The sequence below is a fragment of the Bradyrhizobium sp. USDA 3397 genome (genome assembly GCF_054060965.1).
In genome coordinates, this window is record NZ_JBSSDS010000001.1 from 3,946,103 (window position 1) to 3,963,983 (window position 17,881).

At 57.9% G+C, this 17,881-nt stretch carries 15 protein-coding genes; 3 read left to right on the plus strand and 12 right to left on the minus strand.

All coding sequences use genetic code 11. The annotated features are described in order from the left end of the window. Positions 1–4: 4 nt before the first annotated feature. The 12 genes from hypF to ACVWYQ_RS18180 form a co-directional block, all read right to left on the minus strand. Positions 5–2,263, minus strand: coding sequence for a carbamoyltransferase HypF (hypF, locus tag ACVWYQ_RS18125; protein WP_456726203.1), 2,259 nt, complete (start codon positions 2,261–2,263; stop codon positions 5–7). Further along, entirely contained in the window at positions 2,260–3,219 is a 960-nt protein-coding gene (gene hypB / locus ACVWYQ_RS18130; protein WP_456726204.1) for a hydrogenase nickel incorporation protein HypB, read from the minus strand. Before hypB ends, hypF begins: the two co-directional genes overlap by 4 nt. Continuing rightward, positions 3,219–3,560 (minus strand): hydrogenase maturation nickel metallochaperone HypA, encoded by a 342-nt coding sequence (hypA, locus tag ACVWYQ_RS18135; RefSeq protein WP_456727190.1) that lies wholly within the window; start codon positions 3,558–3,560, stop codon positions 3,219–3,221. Before hypA ends, hypB begins: the two co-directional genes overlap by 1 nt. Beyond that, entirely contained in the window at positions 3,553–4,650 is a 1,098-nt protein-coding gene (locus tag ACVWYQ_RS18140; RefSeq protein ID WP_456726205.1) for a nickel-dependent hydrogenase large subunit, read from the minus strand. The genes hypA and ACVWYQ_RS18140 overlap by 8 nt, the downstream gene beginning before the upstream one ends. Further along, entirely contained in the window at positions 4,647–5,180 is a 534-nt protein-coding gene (gene hybE / locus ACVWYQ_RS18145) for a [NiFe]-hydrogenase assembly chaperone HybE (RefSeq protein WP_456726206.1), read from the minus strand. Before hybE ends, ACVWYQ_RS18140 begins: the two co-directional genes overlap by 4 nt. Next, positions 5,170–5,385 carry a rubredoxin gene (locus tag ACVWYQ_RS18150; protein ID WP_157286156.1) on the minus strand — a complete coding sequence of 72 codons (216 nt, stop codon included), beginning with the start codon at positions 5,383–5,385 and terminating at the stop codon, positions 5,170–5,172. Before ACVWYQ_RS18150 ends, hybE begins: the two co-directional genes overlap by 11 nt. Then, on the minus strand, positions 5,382–6,245 hold the full coding sequence (locus tag ACVWYQ_RS18155) for a hydrogenase expression/formation C-terminal domain-containing protein (RefSeq protein ID WP_456727191.1): 864 nt from the start codon (positions 6,243–6,245) through the stop codon (positions 5,382–5,384). Before ACVWYQ_RS18155 ends, ACVWYQ_RS18150 begins: the two co-directional genes overlap by 4 nt. Positions 6,246–6,502: 257 nt before the next feature. Next, entirely contained in the window at positions 6,503–6,793 is a 291-nt protein-coding gene (locus tag ACVWYQ_RS18160; RefSeq protein WP_275501608.1) for a HypC/HybG/HupF family hydrogenase formation chaperone, read from the minus strand. After that, positions 6,762–7,403 (minus strand): HyaD/HybD family hydrogenase maturation endopeptidase, encoded by a 642-nt coding sequence (locus ACVWYQ_RS18165; RefSeq protein WP_456726207.1) that lies wholly within the window; start codon positions 7,401–7,403, stop codon positions 6,762–6,764. The genes ACVWYQ_RS18160 and ACVWYQ_RS18165 overlap by 32 nt, the downstream gene beginning before the upstream one ends. A 6-nt stretch (positions 7,404–7,409) precedes the next feature. Beyond that, positions 7,410–8,135 carry a Ni/Fe-hydrogenase, b-type cytochrome subunit gene (cybH, locus tag ACVWYQ_RS18170; RefSeq protein WP_456726208.1) on the minus strand — a complete coding sequence of 242 codons (726 nt, stop codon included), beginning with the start codon at positions 8,133–8,135 and terminating at the stop codon, positions 7,410–7,412. A gap of 8 nt (positions 8,136–8,143) precedes the next feature. Then, positions 8,144–9,934: a nickel-dependent hydrogenase large subunit gene (locus ACVWYQ_RS18175; RefSeq protein ID WP_456726209.1), complete on the minus strand. Its 1,791-nt coding sequence runs from the start codon at positions 9,932–9,934 to the stop codon at positions 8,144–8,146. A gap of 7 nt (positions 9,935–9,941) precedes the next feature. Further along, positions 9,942–11,051 carry a hydrogenase small subunit gene (locus tag ACVWYQ_RS18180; protein ID WP_456727192.1) on the minus strand — a complete coding sequence of 370 codons (1,110 nt, stop codon included), beginning with the start codon at positions 11,049–11,051 and terminating at the stop codon, positions 9,942–9,944. 1,440 nt (positions 11,052–12,491) lie between these two features. On the opposite strand from ACVWYQ_RS18180, the gene dctA reads away from it, so the two are divergent. The 3 genes from dctA to ACVWYQ_RS18195 all read left to right on the plus strand — a co-directional run bounded on the left by dctA (position 12,492) and on the right by ACVWYQ_RS18195 (position 17,835). After that, on the plus strand, positions 12,492–13,814 hold the full coding sequence (gene dctA / locus ACVWYQ_RS18185) for a C4-dicarboxylate transporter DctA (protein ID WP_275517634.1): 1,323 nt from the start codon (positions 12,492–12,494) through the stop codon (positions 13,812–13,814). 677 nt (positions 13,815–14,491) lie between these two features. Then, positions 14,492–17,161, plus strand: a complete 2,670-nt coding sequence (locus tag ACVWYQ_RS18190; protein WP_456726210.1) for a PAS domain S-box protein — start codon at positions 14,492–14,494, stop codon at positions 17,159–17,161. Between the two features lie 56 nt (positions 17,162–17,217). Continuing rightward, positions 17,218–17,835 (plus strand): response regulator transcription factor, encoded by a 618-nt coding sequence (locus tag ACVWYQ_RS18195; protein WP_456727193.1) that lies wholly within the window; start codon positions 17,218–17,220, stop codon positions 17,833–17,835. Positions 17,836–17,881 lie beyond the last annotated feature (46 nt).

The following is a 17,881-nucleotide window of genomic DNA, read 5'->3' on the forward strand; positions in this document are numbered from 1 at the left end:
CATATCAGGCTGTTCCTCTCAGGCCTGAGGGCCTTTCGGCGATCTGCAGAGCGGCGAGCCAGGCTTGTCCGAGGCTCAAACCGCCGTCATTGGGCGGTACCTCGCGAGACAGCAGCGGACCAAGACCAGCTGCCATGCAACCGCGCTGGATTTCATCCGCCAGCACCATGTTCTGAAAACAGCCACCGCTCAGAACCACAGTAGAGACACCGGTCGTGCGCGCAGCGCGCGTGACCCAATCCACGCAGCCAGCGGCAAACGTGCCATGAAACAGCCCCGCTCCCTCGTTCACGTCAACGTCGTCTGCGATCAAGGCCACAAACAGCGGCCCGAACGATAGCACGCCGTCATCGATCAACCAGCCGTCTTCGAGTACCGCCGTCCCCCGCACACAGGCTTCCAGCTTCATCGCGGCTTCGCCCTCATAGGTCTGCAAAGTCGCAATTCCCAGCAGCGCCGCCGCCGCGTCGAACAGCCGGCCTGCGCTGGTGGTGGTGGCACCGCCCGCCTGATCGAGCAGTGACGGCAGACGTTCGGCCTGTGGCTGTGCTGCAAAGCGATCTCGGATGTCGTGTCCCCGCCCCAGCCAGTGGAGCATTGCGCTCGCCATGCGCCAGGGCTCGCGAGCGGCACGATCTCCGCCAGGCATTTTTAGCGGCGCAAGATGCCCGATGCGTTGAAACCTGATCCCTTCGCATAACAAGAGCTCGCCGCCCCAATTGCCGCCGTCGGAGCCATAGCCATGGCCGTCGAGCACCAGAGCGAGCGTAGGTCGCTCAAGTCCATGCTCTGCGATGACGGCGGCAGCATGCGCATGGTGATGCTGGACAGCGATCCGCGCGCGGCCTGTTCCTTCCGCAAAGCGGGTAGATGCCATATCGGGATGCAAATCATGGGCAACAACAACAGGCTCCACGTCAAGCGTTGACGTGAGGTGCCGGATAGTCTCCTCGAAAAAGCGGATGCCTTCGACCGTATCGAGGTCACCAATATGTTGCGAGACGAAAGCTTCATTTCCCCGCGTCAATGTGATGGTCGATTTCAGCGCACCACCGACGGCGAGCACGGGCGGCACCGATCGCGCGAGCCGAACCGGTTCGGGAACATAGCCGCGGGCGCGGCGAATGAATTGACGCCGTCCCGCAACCACCGACACAACGGAATCATCGGCCCGCGTCAGGATATTGCGATCATGCGTCACGATAAGATCGGCGATGCGCCCAAGTCGCTGCAGAGCCTCTGCGTTGTCGATCGGGAGCGGTTCGCCGCTGAAATTGGCGCTGGTACACACGATGACCCCACCCTCATCCTCACGACATGCACCTAGTGAACGAAGCACATGAAAAATGAGGTGATGCAGCGGGGCTCCGGGCAGCATGACACCGACGCGCGACAAACCAGGGGCTAATGCGGGGGCTAGTCTATTGCGCGACCGCAGCAGAACGATCGGACAGGCTACAGATTCAAGGAGCGCGAGCTCCGTGGCATCCGCCTCCGCAATCTCGCGAACCTGGTCCGAGGAACCAACCATCACGGCAAACGGCTTCTGGTCGCGCTGTTTTTTCTGACGCAAACGATGGACAGCATCATGGTTGCGAGCGTCACAAAGCAGCTGGTATCCTCCAATTCCCTTGATCGCGACGATCTCGCCGCCGGCGATCGCCGCGCCGATAGCATTGATCCCATGACTGAGCCGAGGGCCGCACGTCGGGCACGCGATCGATTCCGCCCGAAACCTGCGGCTCGCCGGATTTGCATATTCAGCCGAGCACTCGGGACACATCACAAAGGCCTTCATCGCGGTGTTACGACGATCATACGGAAGCTGTTCGGTGATTGTGTAGCGCGGTCCACAATGGGAGCAGTTGATGAAGGCATAGAGGTAACGGCGGCTTTTCGGGTCGAACAACTCGCCGAGACATTCCTGGCAGGTTGCAGCATCAGCGGCGATCCGGCTCGACAGCTTGCCTCGTTCGCTGGTGCGGATCGAAAAGCCTTTCGTCGCAAGCGCATCGATCGCTTGAACGGAGATGTGGTCGATGCGCGCCAACGGAGGCTTTTCGAGCGGCAAAGCGGTCATAAATTCGGACGTACGGTTACCCTCGACCTCAATGATGACTCCGCTTGCATCGTTGGCGACGAACCCTCCCAAGCCATAGCGGCTAGCGAGACCATAGACATAGGGACGAAAGCCGACCCCCTGCACGGTCCCGCTGAGTCGCAGACGCAGTCGTATTCCCTCGCAGGTGATAGCGCCTATCATCCCGTTGTGTCCTCGACGAGATGTCTCCGATGCGCAGGCTGTTTCTGCAGCCAGCCGTAGAGCGCGTCAAAGCCCTCGCCGGTTCGCGCCGAAACAGGCAGCACTTCGATGTTTGGGCTGACCCGTATCACAAATTCGATCGTGCGATTCAAGTCGAAGTCCACCATCGGTGCTAGATCAATCTTGTTGATCAGCATGAGAGAAGATGCGGCAAATATGTCCGGATATTTGAGCGGCTTGTCTTCACCCTCGGTGGTCGAGAACACCACGATTTTGCAAGCCTCTCCAAGATCGAATGCCGCGGGACAAACCAGATTTCCGACATTCTCTATGAAGAGAATACCGCCATTGAGTGGCGGCAAGCGACGATAAGCTTGGCCGACCATCGCAGCATCCAAATGGCAGCCCTTGCCGGTATTGATTTGAATTGCGGGCACGCCGGTTGCGCGGATGCGTTCGGCATCGTTCGAGGTCTGCTGATCACCCTCGATAACCCCAACCGGGCTCTTCCGCTTCAGCTCGGAAAGGGCGCGAACGAGCAGCGAGGTTTTGCCCGCGCCAGGACTGGAAAGAAGATTGTACACGACCAAGTCATCGGCAACGAAGCGCGCGCGGTTTTCGGCGGCGATCCGATTGTTCTTGCTCAGAATATCGCGGCCAACCTGAATAATCCGATCGCTGCTCATGCCCACAACCCTCAAGCCGGCCGGGTCGGTGCCGCAATCCACAAGCGCTTCTCCACCATGAGCCTGCTGATGACCAACATCATGATGATGATCATGGCCGTAGTCAGTTGGGAGCGGACATCGCATTTCTAGGCCGCCGCACACATGATCATGATGGTGATTACGATGATCACGCGCATCATCACAGCGATGATCCTTGGCTCGCGCATTTTGCACGCCGGCGCATTTAGTAGAGGGAACTCCTCCGCCGCAGCCGCATACGGTACACATCAATCGATCTCCAGCTCTTTCAGGCGCATCTTTTCGCCTGCCGTCACCTGCAGCTTATAGCTGCCGCAGCAGGGGCACGGCGCATACCGTTGCGCAATCTCAACACTCCTCGAACAGGCCATGCACCAGGCGACGCCAGGTAATTCGACGATTTCGAGAACCGCGCCATCGGCAATCGTGCGCGCGGCAACAACCGGAAAGCAGAACTTCATCGCTTCGGCATCCACATGGCTCAACGCTCCGATCTCCACACGCACGGTCCTCACCTTCGAGCACGATCGCCGACGCGCCTCTTCCTCAACGATCTCCATGATGCCTTCACAAAGTGCCATTTCATGCATATCCAGATTCAACAATTTTTTGCGTGAAGGCGACGCAAGGATCGAATGATGCAATCATGGCGCGAACCGCACCCTCTTGATGTTGTCTCGCTCTCAGCACCGCACCCAGCAGGCTCCTGGCAAGCGGCCCTCGCTTGTGAAAATTCCACTCGGTCGGCGCAAGATATTCGAATCGCGCTATCTGCCCGTACAGATCGAGCTCAACCGCGTGATAGAGACGTCCCCTGGCACATTCGACCGCAGCCGCACCACAGCCCCGCCCTAGGCTGTAGCTTTTGACGATCCCTTCCTCGGCTGTCTCGGGATGCGCACCAGCCTTGAGCCAAGTAAACAGTTGGACGATTTCAGCAATCCTCGCCTTCAGTCGCTCGGCCGGACCCGACCGGCCGAGCGAGAGCCGATCACGCAGCATTTGCCGCGCCCAGGGACCAGTCTCAGGAATACGGCCCTCCAAGTCGGGGCAATTGCCAAATCTCGCATCTCGGCCGAGCAGCCATTCAATGATTTCGCAGTCGTCAGAAGCGGACAGGAACGACTGCTGCGTCAACTTTGGCTCCAATACGGACCCCTCGAGTGCTGCCATCCGAAGCGCGAGTGCGCTACCGGACATCAACGTACCATCGTCGCTCGACATCCTGAGTTCAGCCAGCGCGGCCGCAACCCGCGCTGTTACTTGGCATCGATCGAACCCACACTGGTACCGTTTTCGACCGACCAGCACCGAGATGTCCTTTATAAGGGCGCGGATAGCCGCGGAACCGCTGGTGTCCAGCGCGAGATGCTCGATAATCAGACCTCGTAACAACTCCGTCAGCCGCTCGACCACGACTTGCGTGGTACAATGCGCCCTCGTCATAGTGCTGACTTCCTCGCCGCGCGCCGCCTCGATCGCGGAAAGGAATCCCACCTGGTGCGCTGCCGCACACAACGGGAAGAGTCGCGGCAGCACGTTGAGCAATGAAACGGCCGGTTTGCCGGCGAACAGCCGCCCCACCGGCGGCTTGACCCGCGGCAGGATCTCGACCGCGGCAACTGTGTCGCCAACAAGGGATACGGTGATGTCGATCCGGTTGCAGACGGCGGGCCTCATGTACGCCGCTCCGCTAGTTCACCGCGCAAAAAGTGCCGGGGGTCGATCAAACCCAACCGTGGTGCATTGGGCCAATGTGACGCTGGATGGTCGACCGGAGACATAAGCACAGCGAGCGCCGCTTCGGCGATGGCTCGGGTGGATGCCATGTCGTCGAACCCAAACATCGGCGAGAACAGGAAGGCACTCGCAATCGGGCCCACGGGTGCAACTTCAGCAGGCGAGAATTCAAGCGCGCCGCATGGAAATCGCAAGCGCAGACCCGATCTTGGTCCTGTCGACGACTGCGCAGTTCCGTGTGGCGCAGATATGACCACGTTCATGAACCGTGGCGTGACCATCACTCCGACGATCCCACCTTCATGCCCGCGAAAGCCGATCGCTTCAACGCTCAAGGCGTTGTTGAAGAATGGTAGTTCGCGCATAATGCGATCGGAGATACCGCGATATCCCTCCGCGAGCCTCTCGCCCCATGCCGATGCATCGGTGCGCTCGCTCCTGCGCGGATACCGTTCGCGGTCAGGCGTCATCTTCAATCGACATGAACTTAGATTTGGGTGCGTCGCAATTTGGACATCGCCAATCTTCGGACAATGCGGCAAAAGGCGTTCCGGCAGCAATCCGCGCCGTCTCGTCGCCGTCAGCCGGATCGTAGACGATCCAGCAGATGCTGCATTCCATGCGGGCGCCATCTGCGAGATCCTGTCGGATACCAAAATTTTCGAGCTTCGTCATCTGAAGTATGCCTCCATAATCTCCCTTAGGCGTTCGGCGGAATCCTCGAGATCCTCGTCGGCCGCTAAGACCGCCGTCGGCACGTCGCCGATCTCCAGCGTGTCCAGGATGATGCTATCGATGGAATTAAGGAACTGCACCGACCAGACGTTCCGGACGCTTGTCGTCTGCACTCGACAACTGCCGTAATCGCGTGAGATGAGCTGGACCGGCCCGCTGCCGAGGCTTTGTTGCAGAAAGGCTAGATCGACAGAGTTCATCGGCAGCAGCGTGAGGTTGATGATGTGCGTGCTCACGCCAGCCTGCCAGGCCAGCGCCCGTCCGCGGGCTTCCGCGAGCACCGGCAGCACGTTCATCGCGCCATCCGGCACCGCGTCGCTCATCAGATCGGTTGAGGTCAGATCGGTTGCGGCGCGCCGCACGATCTCCGGGATCGCACCAATCTCAACGTACTCGTGTGCCGCCTCGCCTTTGAAGCGCACGTGCCAGATTCCGGCAAACACCGTTTCCTGGAGTTGCGCCGCGGAGCCATCCGGCAACGCTACGAGGCCGGCGACCTCTCCCTTCCCAAGCACGTCGGCGACCAGATCGCGCTCAAGTTCATTGAGATGCCCGAGCCTAAACAATTGCGCTCGAACACAGCTCTTCTGGCGTGAAACGGCAGCCGCCACATTTGCTAGCAGCGCGATGGCATTCGGGCATTTCCTTGCGAGTTTCCCACCATCAAGTGAAGTGAGCATAGGCAGTGCACCTGCAGCCGACCGGCCATTAGGGATCTTGTCGACATTTACCGCGTCGACACGGACGAAGCTGAACGGCTGCGCGTCGCGTTTTGGCGCGATCCAAACACCTGCCTTCACCACGCCAGCCCTCGTTGGGTGCGCTGAACGATTTACACGATCAGCCGCAGCCAATCGCGCTTCTGCAGTCCAAGCCTCGGATAGAGCGAGCCGCGTCAGATTATTCGTTCCCGGCTGCTCGTTCATAAACCGCCTTTCTGATGGTCTCTGGTTGTGCTGGACGGGGTGTTAGCAAGCGACGTGCCAATGATGTTTGTTCGATTTCCTTCCTGCCTGGATCAGCAGTGCGAAACGCTCCCAATATCGCAAGCGGCCGGCTAGCGCAGGTGCTTGGGAAGTTGAGGCTCGTGATCAATCAAGTCCGCAAAAAAGCGATCGTAATCTTCGCCGTTTAGGACCGCATGAAGAGCGTCAAGCGCCTGTGCGATCAGCCGCGCTTCATCGTCATCCAAGAGCCGCACCGCAGTGTCGATACACACAAGCACCTTGGAGCCGACTGACGGCTCCGACAGCAGCATGACCGAGACGCGCCGCTGCTGATTGCTATACTCGCACAGCGCGGACCTGCCGTCGGTCTCAATAATCGTCATTGGGAGGCCAAGGCACACGTTGTACTCCGCGTCCAATTAGATCGACCCGCGCCTTCATCTCATAGTTTTCATAGTCGATATCATTTGCGAGCAGACGTTCTGTTTCCGGCAGCGGCACGGTCCGCATTTTTGCCGGAGAACCCCACTGCGCCAGCAGTTCGCAAGCCAGTTCGATCGCAGGCGCAATCTGGGTGCGCATTGGAGGGGTCAGCGGCCCACCCCAGCTTTCTAGATCTAGCGGTTGACAGCCGATCAGAGCGAGCTCTCGTGGACAACGGCCAAGCAGGTCTACCGCACTCAAGACCTCCTGAAAGCCGGTCTGATGCAGGCTCAACTTCTTTGCAGCGGTGAATTTCGGCACCTCGTGGCCTTGCACGAGCTTCAACCTTCCGGGTGGGAGGCCATAGTCTATGGCATCGAACACGATCAGGCAGTCGGCTTTCTGGAGAAAACTGACGAGGTAGAGCCCTAGCGTGCCGCCATCGAGGACGGATACGTTGTGGGGAACGATGTAGCCGCGGTGGAACGCCTCCACTACCCGCACACCGAACCCCTCATCAGCCCACAGGATGTTGCCGATGCCAAGCACCAGGATCGATCTCGTCTTCTTAGAACTCGGTGTCGCCATCCTTGATCAGTCGCGCAAATCGCGCTCACCCGAAATTATGGCGGAGATGCTCCGGCGCGACATGATGTCTTCGCGAATTGCCGCATAGACGTGGATAAGCACAAATGTCACGATCACCCACAGGCCAAGATGGTGCAATGTATGGACGTCGTGGCTGTTCGGGAGGACCCCAAAAATCCAGCCGAACAGCCGAAATTGCCAGCTTTCCTGGCCAGAGCCCTGTGCATAAAGTGCGAAACCGGTGACGATCATGAACGCGGTCGTCAGCGTGAACATGGAAAACATCATGAGCTGAGCTGCGGGATTGTGACCCGCACATTTTTCCGACCTGACCGGAAGGAGGGCGTACCAGCGAATCGTCTGCCACAGCTCATCCCAAAAGCACCTGCGCCAGATCGGCACGTAGAAGATCTGCTTGGCATGGGGATTTCCCATCATGGCCCAATAGATGCGCAGCAGGAAGCCGACGGTGAGTACATAACCCGCCGAGAAATGAGCAAAGCGAATATAGCCGAAGAAGAAGTTGTCGCTTGCCTCTCCTGGCATGGTCGGTACCGCAGTTCCGATGAAGTAGCCAGTTATGGCCAGCACCACAATGGCTGCCGCATTGACCCAATGCCATAGCCGCACCGGCATTTCATAGACGTAGACGACGTCACGATCAGCGCTGCGATCTTTCCCTGCCACGCCGACGGAACTAAGGACATTCAGGTCTTGCGCTGTCTTCGACATGAAATCTCCTAGCGGACTGTGACTGAGGCCACTTCTTGGCCGTCGGGACTCATGACGTGGGTTGAGCACGCCAGGCACGGATCGAAGGAATGGATCGTACGCAAAATCTCCAGCGGCTTTCCGGGATCGGCCATTGGCGTGCCAATCAGAGAGGCTTCAAATGCGCCGATATTGCCCTTGGGATCGCGGGGCGAGCCATTCCACGTCGTGGGCACGACACATTGGTAGTTGTCGATCTTGCGGTCCTTGATCTTGATCCAGTGCCCGAGCGCGCCGCGCGGCGCCTCGGTGAAGCCGTAACCCTTGACCTCCATCGGCCAGCTTTCCGGGTTCCACTTGCTGACATCGGCAGTCGCGGTGTCACCCGCCTTGATGTGGGCCACCAGCTTGTCCTGGAAATGGCGCATCTGATGTGCTGCCCACTGGCATTCAAGGGCGCGCGCTGCGGTGCGGCCCAGCGTAGAGAACAGCGCAGTCACCGGAAGCTTGAGTGCCTTGAGCAGTCTCTCAGCCGGTTCCTTGAACTCCGCTTTGTCCTGCGCATAACCTATAATGTACCGCGCCAGCGGTCCTACTTCGACGGCATTGCCGCGCCAGCGCGGCGCCTTGATCCAGGAATACTTGCCGCCTTCATCGAGCTCCTTGATATCGGTCCTGGTACCCTTGAAGTTGGCGCCAAGCTCGAAATTCGGCTCGGTGATGCCGTCCCACGGATGCAGTCCTCTGAACTCATCGGGATATTTGTACCAGGAGTGCGCGACGAATTCTTGGATCTGGTCGGGATCTCCATGGTCGACCGGCAAGACCTCCTTGAGATTGCCGTTCAGGATGACGCCGCGGGGCACCCTCAGACTTTTCGTGGAATAGTCGTTGGCATTCTCGGGGACATCGCCGTAGGACATCACGCTCCTGCCTGACAGCCCGCACCCATACAGCCAGCCTCTGTAGAACGAGCCGATCAGTTCGATGTCCGGTAGATAAACCTGCTCCACGAACTCGATCGAACGGTCGATGATTGACGACACCAAATTGAGCCGCTCCATATTGATGGCACCTATCGCACCATTTCCATCAACATTGATCGCGCAAGGCACGCCGCCGACGAGCCAGTTCGGATGCGGATTCTTGCCCCCATAGATCGCATGGATCTTCACGATCTCTTTCTGAAAGTCGAGCGCTTCCAAATAGTGCGTCACCGCCATCAGGTTCGCTTCGGCCGAAAGTTTATAGGCCGGATGTCCCCAATAGGCGTTCTTGAACGGGCCGAGCTGCCCTGAGTCGAAGAACTTGGTAAGTCTGATCTGCAAATCCTTGAAATAGCCCGGCGATGACCGCGCCCAAGGCGAGACCGACTGCGCCAGCCTCGAGGTCGCCTTTGGATCAGCCTTGAGCGCTGAGAACACATCGACCCAATCCAGCGCGTGCAAGTGGTAGAAATGGACGAGGTGATCGTGCACTTGCAAACAAAGCTGCATGATATTGCGGATCGAATTGGCATTCTCCGGGATCGTAATGCCGAGCGCATTCTCAACAGCGCGCACCGAGGTGAGCGCATGGGTGCCGGTGCAAACACCGCAAATCCGCTCTGTGAACGCCCAGGCATCGCGCGGATCGCGTCCGCGCAGGATGGTTTCGATGCCACGCCACATCGTTCCACTCGAGACGGCGTTGCAGATCACGTTGTCCGCGTCGAGATTGACTTCGACGCGAAGGTGGCCTTCAATCCGGGTCAGCGGATCAACGACAATGCGCTTGCCCGAATTATCGGTCGTGAATCCATTGGGTGTCTGGACGCGCATCGTTGTTCTAGCTCTGAACTTTCGATCGTTTCTCCTGAACGACGCCCTCCCGTTTGCGGGTCAGCCGCTTCGCGGCCGTGACCGCCGCATGCGCAGCAACGGCTAGCCCAACTGTGCCGGCAGCGGCCCTGCCGATCTGATCGGCGTTTGTCTCGATGCCGAATTGCTTTATGGTCGTGAGCCGGTCGTAAAACGAACCCTTGTCCCAGAAGCCATCTTCAGAGCAACCAAAGCAGCCGTGGCCGGATTGGATCGGGAAGGACACGCCTCCATTCCAACGAACGGCTGAGCAGGCGTTATAGGTGGTCGGCCCCTTGCAGCCCATTTTGTAGAGACAATAGCCCTTGCGTGCAGATTCATCGTCCCACTCCTCCACAAATTGACCAGCGTCGAAATGAGATCGACGATAGCACTTGTCGTGAATGCGCTGCGAATAGAACATCTTTGGTCGTCCCTGGCGGTCGAGCTCGGGAAGTTTCCCGAAGGTGGTGATAAAGGTCACAATGGCGGTCATGACCTCGGCGATGGGCGGGCAGCCAGGCACCTTGATGATCGGCTTGTTCGTGATCACCTTGTCAATCGGCGTCGCCTCAGTTGGGTTGGGCCTCGCCGCCTGCACGCAGCCCCAGGACGCACAAGAGCCCCAAGCGATGATCGCCATGGAATCTTCCGCCATCGATCGCAGCTTTTCGACGAACGGCTTGCCGACATCAATACAGAACATGCCGTCTTCATTCAGCGGTGGATTGCCTTCGATGGCGAGGACATAGCGGTCTTTGTATTTGGCGCGGGTCTCCGTGAGGATAGCTTCAGCTTGATATCCTGCTGCCGCCATGATGGTGTCGTCATAATCGAGCGAAATCATCGAGAGCACCGCGTCTTTGACCAAGGGGTGGGCCGAGCGGATAAAGCTTTCCGAACAACAAGTGCATTCGAGTCCGTGCATCCAGATCACGGGCACACGAGGCTTGGTCTCGAGCGCGATGGCAATATCGTTTGCCGCCAGCGGGCTCAGTCCGAGACTGGCTGCCGTTAGACTGCAGAACTTAAGGAAGTTGCGACGCGTAATACCCTGGCGTCTGATCACGCTGTAAAACGTTTCAGTAGCCTCGCCCATGATCCCTTCCATGTTATCGCCGTGACGAATTACTGACGTCGAGCAAAAAGTAGGCCAAGCACATGTGGGCTGTGATCGCGGTCGCGACGAAGACCTAAAGAGGGGACAGATACCAAGCCGCCGCTTCACGATCTGCGGCTACAATTGCCGAGACCGCCTATCGGCCAGACAGCTGGAGGTCTGGGCGGCCGAAAGAGCCCCGCGCAGGATAAAATATAAGCTAAAGAGCGCTTATTGCTAGCTTACAAACATAGAGATTTGTCGGGTCGTGCGATTGCAGCGGGACACCCCTATAGAGAGGAATCGGCGCGTCGGTAACTGTGCAACCGTGCCACTCATGTCCGATTTAGACCGTGATGTGGCGAAACCCACCAGGCACCGCAATCCGACGGGGCAGAGAGATATCCCAGTACTCCCAAGCCTTCTAGGGTCGAAGCTCTGACAGATCTTCGTTATCGCACCTTGCTTAGACTCGAGCACACTGGTCGATTGGTCTGCTCGGATGGACCTGGCCTCAAGTCAAAGCGTGTTGCTCTAGGACTTAGTGTATAATGTAGAGATGAATCGGCGCCGGCAGACGCGCTCGGCTTCGTTGAGCAGGAAGCGGTCAGCAGATCCGCTTCCTTCTTGCGAGTGAGAAGCCGAGAAGAAGGGATGTGCTCCTCAGATCCTGCGCATCGCGTTCCTAGCGCAGCCTTCTCAGCTCTGCTCTTGCCTGATCAGCGACCTTCCTCGTCCGCACAAGTTCGGGACTTCTTGTCGGGCAATTTGATGCCTTTGCCGGGATCCGGATTGCACCACCGCGCCTTTCCGCACGCTGTCGCATCATACGCTTGCGCGCATGCGTGCTTCCATCACCTGGATGCTTAACATCCAAACAATGGATTTTACCAATGTTAGGGAATGTTGCATCGACCACCAGCACCTAACCGGGTGCCGACCCAGCCATCGGGTGGCGCCCGGCGCCACTCGTCGAGGACGCCGCCGCGTTTGCATCGAAATGCTTGATGGGCACCAAAAAGATCAGCTCGGAGGAAATCATTGCCACGATCGCAAAGCAAGCTCCGGACGACCGCCGATTAGCGACCGCCATTGCCCCCTTCAGTTGCTGGAGAACTCTCGCACCAGCAGCACTGCTGCGCGTGGGGGCTTAGCATGCATTCGCCATTGGCGGGACGAATGCGGTCCTGCCATTCAGCATCATGAGGGAGCCGGTTCATCATCCGACCGGTGGAACGTCCGCAGCGTCTGCGCGCGGTGCGCGTTTTGCTTGGCGACAGAAGATACACAGAATCGAGCGCCTACCTTTTAGAATCACGCTGCCGGATGTCGGGCTCTCGACAAACAGCGTCTTCAATCGGACAGGGCGATAACAACAGAATCGTTGATGCGAGGCCTCTCACGGGACGTCGCAGTCTTCGAGTTCTTCGGGAGGAACGCATGACCACAATCGCAACTGCGGCGCCTGCGGGGGCCTCGAGCCGTTGGTATAAGCTTCTCTACGTTCAGGTGCTGATCGCCATCCTGATTGGCGTCTTAGTCGGCTGGTTATGGCCGTCGCTCGCGACCAACGATTGGATCAAGGCGCTGGGTGACGGCTTCATCAAGCTGATAAAGATGGTGATCGCACCGATCATCTTTTGTACCGTGGTATCCGGGATCGCGCATATTCAGGATGCAAAGAAGGTCGGGCGCGTCGGCGTCAAGGCGCTGGCCTATTTCGAAATCGTCTCCACCTCTGCCTTGGTGCTCGGCCTGGTGGTAGGCAACCTGTTTCAAATCGGCCGTGGACTCGCCGTCAAGCCAGACGCGTTGGCGGTCGCCCATTATGTTAAGCAGGCGGAAGCCTCGAAAGCCGTCGACTTCATCCTTAATGTCATTCCTGACAGCGTGGTCGGCGCCCTCGCCCGCGGCGACGTCCTGCAGGTGCTCCTGTTCGCGATCCTTTTCGGCTTTTCGCTGATGGCGATGGGCAAGCGCGGAGAGAGGTTGCGCGGCATGATCGACGACTCAGCGCACGCGCTTTTCGGGTTGATCGCCATTATCATGAAGGCGGCCCCAGTCGGCGCGTTCGGTGCCATGGCGTTTACGATCGGAAAGTTCGGACCAGCTGCGCTCGGTAATCTGATCGGTCTGGTCGCTCTATTCTACGCAACTGCAGCGTTGTTCGTCGTGCTCGTACTCGGTCTGATCGCGCGCTTCATCGGCTTTTCTATCTTCAAGTTCATCACTTATATAAAGGATGAACTTCTGATTGTGCTTGGCACCTCGTCCTCGGAAAGCGCGCTACCGCAATTGATGGAGAAGCTCGAGCGTCTAGGTTGCTCCAAGTCTGTGGTGGGCCTCGTAGTGCCGACCGGCTACTCCTTCAATCTCGACGGCACCAATATTTATATGACTCTGGCGACTTTGTTCATTGCGCAGGCGTTGGGCGTCGATCTCACTTTCAGCCAGCAACTGACGATTCTATTCGTGGCAATACTGACTTCGAAGGGCGCAAGCGGCGTTACTGGCGCGGGCTTCATTACCCTCGCTGCCACGCTGTCGGTGGTCAACCCGGCGCTGGTGCCGGGCATGGCAATCGTGTTCTCGATCGACAAGTTCATGAGTGAGGTGCGAGCGCTTACCAACATCGTGGGCAATGGCATCGCCGCCGTGTTCGTGTCCTGGTGGGAAGGCGAACTGGAGCACACCACGCTGCATGCGCGCCTAAACAGGGATAGCGATCCAGACGATGTGCAGCCGAGGAGCAAGGCCCAGTAGAGCGATGCTATATTCTAGAACGCTCGGGGTCACGCCCAACCGAGTTGTGACTTTTGATTGTTCAATTCGGCAGCAGGCGACGTGAATGCCGCCGTTGCTCGGCGGCCTCTTGGTCGCGCGCACGACTGTATCGAGCCGGACGGGCCCGATCGGCACGATTGAATAGACAGAACGTAAGCGGCAAAGAAGGCTCGGTCCGATATCTCTGGTACGCTGAGCTGCGATCGAAATCAGCTTTCGCGGGACGTGTTGCGCGGATGATCTTCGCTAAGGGCGCACGGGAGATCAAATAGCAGGACCGACGCCCATCTCATACTCCGCATCTGACGCGAGGGAGCTTCTCGTCCAGGCAACCGCAAAAGACGTATTGCAACGCGATCGTGCTTGACTGATAGCCGGCTGGACTCCATGCTCCCGGCAGCTTGGGAGCAATTCGGCAACCGTGCTTCCGATGCCGTAAGAGCGCGAGATTAGGACCGATCCAAACGTCCCGCTACCGTAAGGTATAAAAGAATTATACGAACGTTTGGGGTGCACCGTCCTTCGACCCGTGCTGTCTTGCGCGCCGAATATCGAGCTCGGAGCCGCTCATGAGCGTAGCTGGGCCGTAGGTAATTGCCGCTTTTTGCCCAGGATGTTAACCTCTCCGCCTTAAGAAGGCCGGACGAATTACACACATGAGTAACCAGCCCATTAACTTTCGACGTTCAGCCACGCAGTTTGTTTTAGGTACGATAACAATCGCAGCGCTGACGCTGACTTCGTTGTACCCGCATGCACATCTTGCCACGGCTGCGTTTGCCTATTTGGCGGTAGCATTGCTGTTTTCGCTCATGGGCAGTTTCATTGCCTCCGGCGCGCTTTCCATGGTTTGTGTCGCGGCATTAGCTTACTTCTTTGCGCCGCGAATTTTGAATCTCCGTATCGATGATCCCCAAGCTGTTTCAGTGGTTGTCGCTTTCCTCACGACCTCAATTGTCGGAACGCACCTGATTCAAACATTGCGCCAACAAAGGGACGCTGCGCTAGACACTGCAGCCAAGCTCCGGCAAAGCGCGGCTGATTTGCGCGATCGGGAGAAATGGGGGCGCGCAATTTTTGAGCACAATCCGGTCATGTACTTCATGGTCGATGAAGCCGGAACGGTTCTCAACGTCAATACTTTCGGTGCCACACAACTCGGTTATGCGCCCCACGAGCTGATCGACCGATCCGTTCTAAACATCTTTCTCAAAGACGACCGTGAGTTTTTTCGCAAATGCGTTGTGACGTGCCTTGAGAATATCGGCCAATCGCACACCTGGGAGGTCCAGAAAATCAGGAAGGACGGATCGGCAATGTGGGTGCGTGAAAACGCGAAAGGCCTGCGATGGGCTGATGACAAGCCCGTCATTCTCATTGCCTGCGAAGATATCAGCGAGCGAAAGCGGACCGAGCTTGCGCTGCAGCGAAGCGAGGCCCATTTGGCTCAGGCGCAGGAACTGAGCCACACCGGCAGCTTCGGCTGGGATGTCGCCACTGACGAGCCCTTTTGGTCAAAAGAGACTTTTCGTATTTTCGGGTACGATCCGCAGACTGAACCGTCACCGCAACTCGTCCTTGACCGGACCCATCCAGAAGATAGGGCTTGCGTTCAGGACGTTATCGATGGAGCAAGGCAACGCAAAGAGAATTTCGAGCACGAGTACCGGCTGCTCATGCCGGACGGCTCGGTGAAGTACATTCGCGCGCGGGCACGAGCGACGAAAACTGCGTCTGGCGGCACCGAGTTTGTCGGAGCATTGACGGATATCACGTCCGCCAAGCAAGCCGAACAGCAGCTGCGCCGTAGTGAGGCTTATCTGGCCGAAGCACAGCATCTCAGTCACACCGGCAGTTGGTCCTGGGATCTCTACGAGCGCGAGTTCGTGTATCGCTCTGCCGAAGTTGATCGTCTCTTTGGCTTTGATCCGAAAGAAGGTGCATCGATAGATGCTATCCTATCGCGCATCCATCCGGACGACGTGCCGCGGCTTCGGAAAGTTACGCATCAGGCGATGAAAGACAACGGAGGCAATTACGAATACGACTTCCGAATAGTTCTTCCCGGGGGCACCATAAGGCGCATACATACCGTCGCGCATGCTGTGGTCGGCAGCGACGGCAGGGTCAGCGAACTAATCGGAACACATATGGACGTCACCGCGCAACACGAAGCCAGGGAAAGGTTGGAAAACACTCTTGTTGCCCTGCGCGAAAGCGAGCAGCGCTTTCGCGACTACGCCGAAACGGCTTCTGACTGGCTATGGGAGACCGGGGCAGACCATAGCGTCACCCACTTGTCGGACCACACGAGCTATGGGGGCGTTCTGGCAGGAGAGCTCATGGGCCAGCCTCGTTGGAAAATTGCGTCCGACGTAGAAGCAGAGCCCGAGAAGTGGCGCCAGCATCGCGCCGCACTTGACGCGCATCTCCCATTTCGCGATTTGGTCTACACCGTCGACCGGTTCGGAACCCCGATCTACATCCGAGCCAGTGGCAAGCCATTTTTCGATGCAAGCGGGAATTTTCTTGGCTACCGTGGCGTCAGCACTGATATCACTGCCTCCATTCGCGCTGAGCAGGCAGAACGGGAGCTGCGGAAGGCTCACGCCGAGCTTGCGCATGTTACGCGCGTCACAACGCTTGGGGAACTAACGACCTCTATCGCCCACGAAGTAAATCAACCGCTTGCCGCCATCATCAGCAATGCCGACGCGTGCCTCGGTTGGTTAGGTCGCGAAGCTCCAGATCTTTCCGAAGCAGGCCGCTCGGTCGAGTGGATCATTGAAGACGCCATTCGGGCAAGTGAGGTTATCCGCCGGGTCCGAGCGCTTGCGAAAAAGAGCGAAATCGAAATGGTACCGTTCGATATCAATGAGGTCGTTAAGGAGGCCATCGCACTGGTGACACGTGAACTGGCCAATCACCAAGTAACATTGCGGACCGAGCTAACGCCCGCTGTTCCCCCTATACTGGGCGATCGGGTTCAACTGCAACAAGTGATCATCAATCTGGTAATGAACGGGATCGAGGCCATGCAACCCGTCAAGGACCGAGTCCGTGAGCTGGTGATTGAGTCATACATGGACGATATGGGACGTGTGCAGATTGCCGTGACTGATTGCGGGATCGGAATCGCAGACGACGACATAGACCGCGTCTTGGACCCCTTCTTCACTACCAAATCGAGCGGCCTTGGCATGGGTCTTTCAATCTGCCGTTCAATCTTGGAAGCTCACGGGGGGCGGCTTTCGATTGTTCGCAAGCAGGAGCCTGGCGCCACTTTTCAGTTTGCCCTACCATTGCATAAGGAGGTCGTCTCGTGACCGCACGCTTTGAGGCACCGCGCCAAGACAGTAAGATCGAGGCGGCGGCAGGACCAATGGTCTTCATCGTTGAGGACGATGTCTCGATGCGCCGCTCGCTCACAAACCTTTTCAAACAGGTGGGGCTAACTGCCGTCACGTTCGGATCGGCTCGTGAGATGCTGCAGAGCAAGCTTCCGGACGTTGTTAGCTGCCTGGTTCTTGACGTCCGGCTGCCAGGGGTGAGCGGCCTAGATTTCCAGAGCGAGCTCGCCAAGTTGAACATCAAAATTCCAGTTATTTTTATTACAGGCCATGGTGACATTCCGATGAGCGTCAGAGCCATGAAAGGTGGGGCGGTTGATTTCCTGACCAAGCCTTTTCGCGATCAAGAGCTGCTTGATGCTGTACTTGCTGCAGCCGAACAAGATCGCAAGAGGCGCTCCGCCGAGCAGATAGTCACGCATCTGCGGTCCTTATTCGAAGCGCTAAGCCCACGAGAGCAGGAGGTGATGAAATTGGTCGCTACCGGCCTGATGAACAAACAAATAGCCGCCGAGCTCGGGCTGGCCGAGATTACCGTCAAGATCTATCGGGGACACGTGATGAAGAAGATGCGTGCACGTTCGCTCGCCGAGTTGATTACAATGGCTGCGACACTGGGATTTCGTGCGAACCGCACCGAGCAAACCTAAGTATGATTTTACAATCTCGCCCGTGAAGCCCAATTTCGTCTCGGTA

Excerpts from the sequence above, each read along its gene's own strand:
- ACVWYQ_RS18175 (WP_456726209.1), bottom strand. The coding sequence starts at position 9,934 with ATGCGCGTCCAGACACCCAATGGATTCACGACCGATAATTCGGGCAAG.
- hybE (WP_456726206.1), bottom strand. The coding sequence starts at position 5,180 with ATGACGCCTGACCGCGAACGGTATCCGCGCAGGAGCGAGCGCACCGAT.
- ACVWYQ_RS18140 (WP_456726205.1), bottom strand. The coding sequence starts at position 4,650 with ATGAGGCCCGCCGTCTGCAACCGGATCGACATCACCGTATCCCTTGTT.
- ACVWYQ_RS18190 (WP_456726210.1), top strand. The coding sequence starts at position 14,492 with ATGAGTAACCAGCCCATTAACTTTCGACGTTCAGCCACGCAGTTTGTT.
- hypB (WP_456726204.1), bottom strand. The coding sequence starts at position 3,219 with ATGTGTACCGTATGCGGCTGCGGCGGAGGAGTTCCCTCTACTAAATGC.
- hypF (WP_456726203.1), bottom strand. The coding sequence starts at position 2,263 with ATGATAGGCGCTATCACCTGCGAGGGAATACGACTGCGTCTGCGACTC.
- dctA (WP_275517634.1), top strand. The coding sequence starts at position 12,492 with ATGACCACAATCGCAACTGCGGCGCCTGCGGGGGCCTCGAGCCGTTGG.
- ACVWYQ_RS18195 (WP_456727193.1), top strand. The coding sequence starts at position 17,218 with ATGGTCTTCATCGTTGAGGACGATGTCTCGATGCGCCGCTCGCTCACA.
- hypA (WP_456727190.1), bottom strand. The coding sequence starts at position 3,560 with ATGCATGAAATGGCACTTTGTGAAGGCATCATGGAGATCGTTGAGGAA.
- ACVWYQ_RS18150 (WP_157286156.1), bottom strand. The coding sequence starts at position 5,385 with ATGACGAAGCTCGAAAATTTTGGTATCCGACAGGATCTCGCAGATGGC.
- ACVWYQ_RS18165 (WP_456726207.1), bottom strand. The coding sequence starts at position 7,403 with ATGGCGACACCGAGTTCTAAGAAGACGAGATCGATCCTGGTGCTTGGC.
- ACVWYQ_RS18180 (WP_456727192.1), bottom strand. The coding sequence starts at position 11,051 with ATGGGCGAGGCTACTGAAACGTTTTACAGCGTGATCAGACGCCAGGGT.
- cybH (WP_456726208.1), bottom strand. The coding sequence starts at position 8,135 with ATGTCGAAGACAGCGCAAGACCTGAATGTCCTTAGTTCCGTCGGCGTG.